Raw genomic sequence first — 4,254 nt, 5'->3', positions numbered from 1 at the left:
GCGTGCCGTCCTCCGTCCGCGGTCCGGCCGTGGCGGGCTCCCGTCCGTCCTCGGCCGCGGCCTTCTTGCGCTCCCGTGCCTCGGTGACGTCCGGGGCGGCGGGGGTGGTGGCCGCCTCGGTGAGGAGGGTGCCGGGAACGAGCACCCGGGCGACGGTGCCGGCGGCCGGGGCCTCGCCGAGCCGGACCTCGATGCCGCACTTGCGGGCGAGCGCGCCGACGACGAAGTGGCCCAGGAACCGGGTGGGTTCGGCCATGAAGCTGGCGGCGCCGGAGAGGCGGACGTTGGCCTCGGCCATGGCCTGGGCGCCCATGCCGGTGCCGTGGTCGACGATCGCGACGAGATAGCCGGCGCTGGTGCGGCGGCCCTCGACCTCCACATCGGTGTCGGGCGGGGAGAAGCTCAGCGCGTTCTCGATCAGTTCGGCGAGCAGATGGGCGACCTCGGAGACGACGGTGCCGCTGAGGAATCCCGCGTCGACGCGGCGGAGCTTGACCCGGCGGTACTCCTCGACCTCGGAGAGCGCGGCGCGGATGACGTCGGTGACGGAGAGCGGGGTGGCCCAGGTGCGCGGGCTGGCCTCGCCGGCGAGTACCAGCAGGCTCTCGGCGTTACGGCGCATACGGGTGGCGAGGTGGTCGAGTTCGAAGAGGTTGGCGAGGGTGGCGGGGTCGGCGTCCTCGTGCTCCAGCCGGTTGATGAAGCTGATCTGGCGGCGTACCAGGTTCTGGTTGCGGCGGCCGAGGTTGACCAGGGACTCGGTGGCGTTGCGGCGCAGGACGGCCTGCTCGGTGGCGAGGTCGTAGGCGACCTTCTGCACCTGGTCGAAGGCGTCGGCGAGCTGCCGCACCTCCGTTCCGGCGCCGCGCGGTACGGCGAGGCGGGCCAGCGGCTCGGGGCGTCCGGCCTCGGCCTGGACGCGGGCGACGGCGGCGGGCAGCCGGTCGCCGGCGACCTCGCGGGCCTGCCGGGTCAGCGAGCCGAGCGGGGCGGAGACCGAGCGGGCGGCGCCGATGGACAGGCCGCCGAGGGCGAGGACGGAGCCGACGGCGAGGAGGCCGAAGAGGACCAGGTTGCGGGTGGCGTCGGACTCCAGCTCGGTGGCGCGGTCCTTGAGGTCCCTGCCGAGGGAGGTCTGGACGGTGCGCAGCCCGTCGATGGTGGAGGTCGTCGCGTCGTACCAGGCGGCGGGCGGCACCCGGCCCGGTCCGGGGAGGACGCCCCGGCCGTCGGTGATCAGCCTCTCGTAGTCGAGCGTCTGGCGGGCGGCGGGGGTGGCGAGCGCCGCCTCGGCCTGCTGCCGCTGGTCCTTGGTGGCCCACTCGGGGAGTTCCGCCAGGGCGGCGAGGCGTCCGGAGCGGGTGGTCATGAAGCGGGTGTAGTCGTGGTGGGCGAAGCGTCCGGAGTGCAGGGAGCCGAGCACGATGGCGCGTTCCTGGCCCAGGTACTCCTTGGCCTGTCCGAGGACGCGGAGGGTCTGGTAGTCGGCGCGCAGCCGGGCGTCGCGGACGCCGGTGACGCCGAGGGTGAGGTGGTTGAGGGCGACGTTGGTGTCGGTGAAGTAGTCGTAGGTCCGGTCGGCGCGGCCGGAGCCGTTGTCGGCGGCGGCGCGGATGCCGGCGAGGGCGTCGACGCGGCGCAGGGCGCGGCGCAGCGCGTCGGCGGAGGCTCCCGGGCGGTCGGCCAGTTCTCGGCGCAGTGCCGCGAGGGAGGCGTCGGTGCGCTCACGCTGGGCGAGCATCCGGGAGCGGAAGCCGGTGACGCCGCCGACGTAGCCGGTGGTCAGGCCGCGTTCCTTCTGGTGTTCGTGGACGAAACCCTGGAGGGCGTCGGAGAGGTGGGCGTCGGCGGCGGTGGAGCTGGCGTTGGTGTAGTCGCCGACCTGCCGGGCGGCGAAGGCGCCGAGCAGCGTCAGGAGTATGACGAGGGCGACGCAGAGGATGCGGACGAGTTTGGCGCGGATGGTGCGGGGCGTCACGAACGTCGCCGTGAGCGCCCGGCGTAAGCGCTGTGTCCTGGTTTCCGTGGTGCGTGTATCCACTGATCGGACTTTCGAAGTGTGCTGACGGTTTATGCAGAAGGCATCTGCAGTCGTGTCAACGACGCTTCACCGGGAGGGTCACCCGATCATCTGCCCGGACCGGGCCGCACTTTCCGGGCTGCCGCCGTCCGTGCTGGTCCCCCGGCGGAACCTACTCGGCGGTCCGTGCGGATTTCTTCTGACCACATGTCGACATCGCGGGTTTGCGGCGGGGTCTCGTGACGACCGTCACAGCATCAGTTGGGCACCGCGTCAACCGAACTGACGTCACACCACCCTCTTTGCACCAGATGTGTCACGAACCCCCCGTGCGGCCGCCATCCGCTTGGCGCGACGTCCGCCTCATGGAGGACCATAGGGGGGCGGACACACAGACACGCGGTGAGAGGAGGCGTCCATGGGATCGATGCGGAAGGCGAGCGCCTGGCTCGGCCTCGTCGACGACAACGATGACGAGCGCTACTACGACGACGAGTACGCCGAGGAGCCCGCCGCCGGCCCGGCCGGCGGCGACTCCTGGGTGACCGACCCCCGGTTCCGGGTGGCCGACCGGGCCGCGCAGGAACAGGGCACCCGCATCGCCACGGTGACCCCGGACGGCTTCGCGGACGCGCGGGTCATCGGCGAACTCTTCCGGGAGGGCGTCCCGGTGATCGTCAATCTGACGGCCATGGAGTCCTCCGACGCCAAGCGCGTGGTGGACTTCGCCGCCGGGCTGGCCTTCGGGCTGCGCGGCTCGATCGAGCGGGTGGCCACCCGGGTGTTCCTGCTCACCCCCGCCGACTACCGCGTGATCAGCGGTGACGCCCGCGGCCGGCGCGGCGGCTTCTACAACCAGAGCTGAGCGCCGCCGCGCCCCGGCCCGTCCGGTGCCGCCCGCCGGCGGCGCGGCCGGGCGGGAGGGCTCACCGGAAGGCGTCGAGCCCGGTGAGCGCCTTGCCCAGCACGAGCTGGTGCATCTCGACGGTGCCCTCGTAGGTGAGCACCGATTCCAGGTTGGTGGCGTGCCGCATCACCGGGTACTCCAGGGAGATCCCGTTGGCGCCCAGGATCGTCCGGGCCGTGCGGCAGATCCCGATCGCCTCGCGGACGTTGTTCAGCTTGCCGAAGCTGACCTGTTCCGGCCGCAGCCGCCCCGCGTCCATCCGCTGCCCCAGGTGGTGGGCGAGCAGGATGCCCTTGTGCAGTTCGACGGCCATGTCGGCGAGTTTGGCCTGGGTGAGCTGGAAGCCGCCGATGGGGCGGCCGAACTGCTCGCGGGTGCGGGCGTACTCCAGTGCCGACTCGAAGCTGGCGCGGGCCGCGCCCATGGCGCCCCAGACGATGCCGTAGCGGGCGTGGCTCAGGCAGCTGAGGGGGCCGCGCAGGCCGGTGGCGCCGGGGAGGACCGCGTCGGCGGGGAGCCGGACCTCGTCCAGGACGAGTTCGCTGGTGACCGAGGCGCGCAGCGACCACTTGTGCCGGATCTCGGGGGCGGAGAAGCCGGGGGTGCCGGCGGGGACCAGGAAGCCGCGGATGCCGTCGTCGGTGTGGGCCCAGACCACCGCGACCCCGGACACCGAGCCGTTGGTGATCCACATCTTGCGGCCGGTCAGCACCCAGTCGGAGCCGTCGCGGCGGGCGTGGGTGCGCATCGAGGAGGGGTCGGAGCCGTGGTCGGGTTCGGTGAGGCCGAAGCAGCCGATGATCTCGCCGGAGGCCATCCGCGGCAGCCACTGCTGCTTCTGTTCCTCGGAGCCGAAGCGGTGGATCGCGTACATGGCGAGGGAGCCCTGGACGGAGACGAGGGAGCGGATGCCGGAGTCGGCGGCCTCCAGTTCCAGGCAGGCCAGGCCGTACTGGACGGCGCCGGCGCCCGCGCAGCCGTAGCCGGTCAGGGACATGCCGAGCGCGCCGAGGGAGCCGAGTTCGCGGGCGAGGTCGCGGATACCGGGGAGTTCGCCGCGCTCGTACCAGTCGGCGATGTGGGGCAGGACGCGGTCGGCGGCCCAGCGGCGGACGGTGTCGCGGACGGCGCGGTCCTCGTCGGTGAGCAGGTCGTCGATGCCGAGGGGGTCGGCGGGGTCGAAGGACGGTGCGGGCATGGCGGGCCTCCGGGGAGCGCGAGAAACTAGCAGTGGTAGTTATTGCTCGCGCCGACCGTACGACCGATGCCGCCGCACGGGCAAGGGCCGCCGCCGCGCGCCGGGCCCGTCGTCACCCTCCCGTCCGCC

3 protein-coding genes are annotated in these 4,254 nt (G+C 72.9%); 1 reads left to right on the top strand and 2 read right to left on the bottom strand.

Annotated features, from left to right (window positions below):
* On the bottom strand, positions 1-1,978 hold a 1,978-nt coding region (locus AC51EU_RS27705; protein ID WP_496269827.1), incomplete at its 3' end, for a nitrate- and nitrite sensing domain-containing protein.
* A 460-nt stretch (positions 1,979-2,438) separates the two neighbouring features.
* On the opposite strand from AC51EU_RS27705, the gene AC51EU_RS27700 reads away from it, so the two are divergent.
* Positions 2,439-2,885: a cell division protein SepF gene (locus AC51EU_RS27700; RefSeq protein WP_496269826.1), complete on the top strand. Its 447-nt coding sequence runs from the start codon at positions 2,439-2,441 to the stop codon at positions 2,883-2,885.
* 61 nt (positions 2,886-2,946) lie between these two features.
* On the opposite strand, the gene AC51EU_RS27695 is transcribed toward AC51EU_RS27700, so the two are convergent.
* The gene (locus tag AC51EU_RS27695) at positions 2,947-4,125 is read right to left on the bottom strand and encodes an acyl-CoA dehydrogenase family protein (protein ID WP_496269825.1); all 1,179 of its coding nucleotides are present in this window, start codon (positions 4,123-4,125) and stop codon (positions 2,947-2,949) included.
* Between the last annotated feature and the right edge of the window lie 129 nt (positions 4,126-4,254).

Source organism: Candidatus Streptomyces philanthi, from assembly GCF_059553635.1.
This window is presented reverse-complemented; position numbering and strand designations above follow the sequence as displayed.

Bases quoted from the DNA above. Each gene is read 5' to 3' on its own strand.
- AC51EU_RS27700 (WP_496269826.1), top strand. From the start codon at position 2,439: ATGGGATCGATGCGGAAGGCGAGCGCCTGGCTCGGCCTCGTCGACGAC.
- AC51EU_RS27695 (WP_496269825.1), bottom strand. From the start codon at position 4,125: ATGCCCGCACCGTCCTTCGACCCCGCCGACCCCCTCGGCATCGACGAC.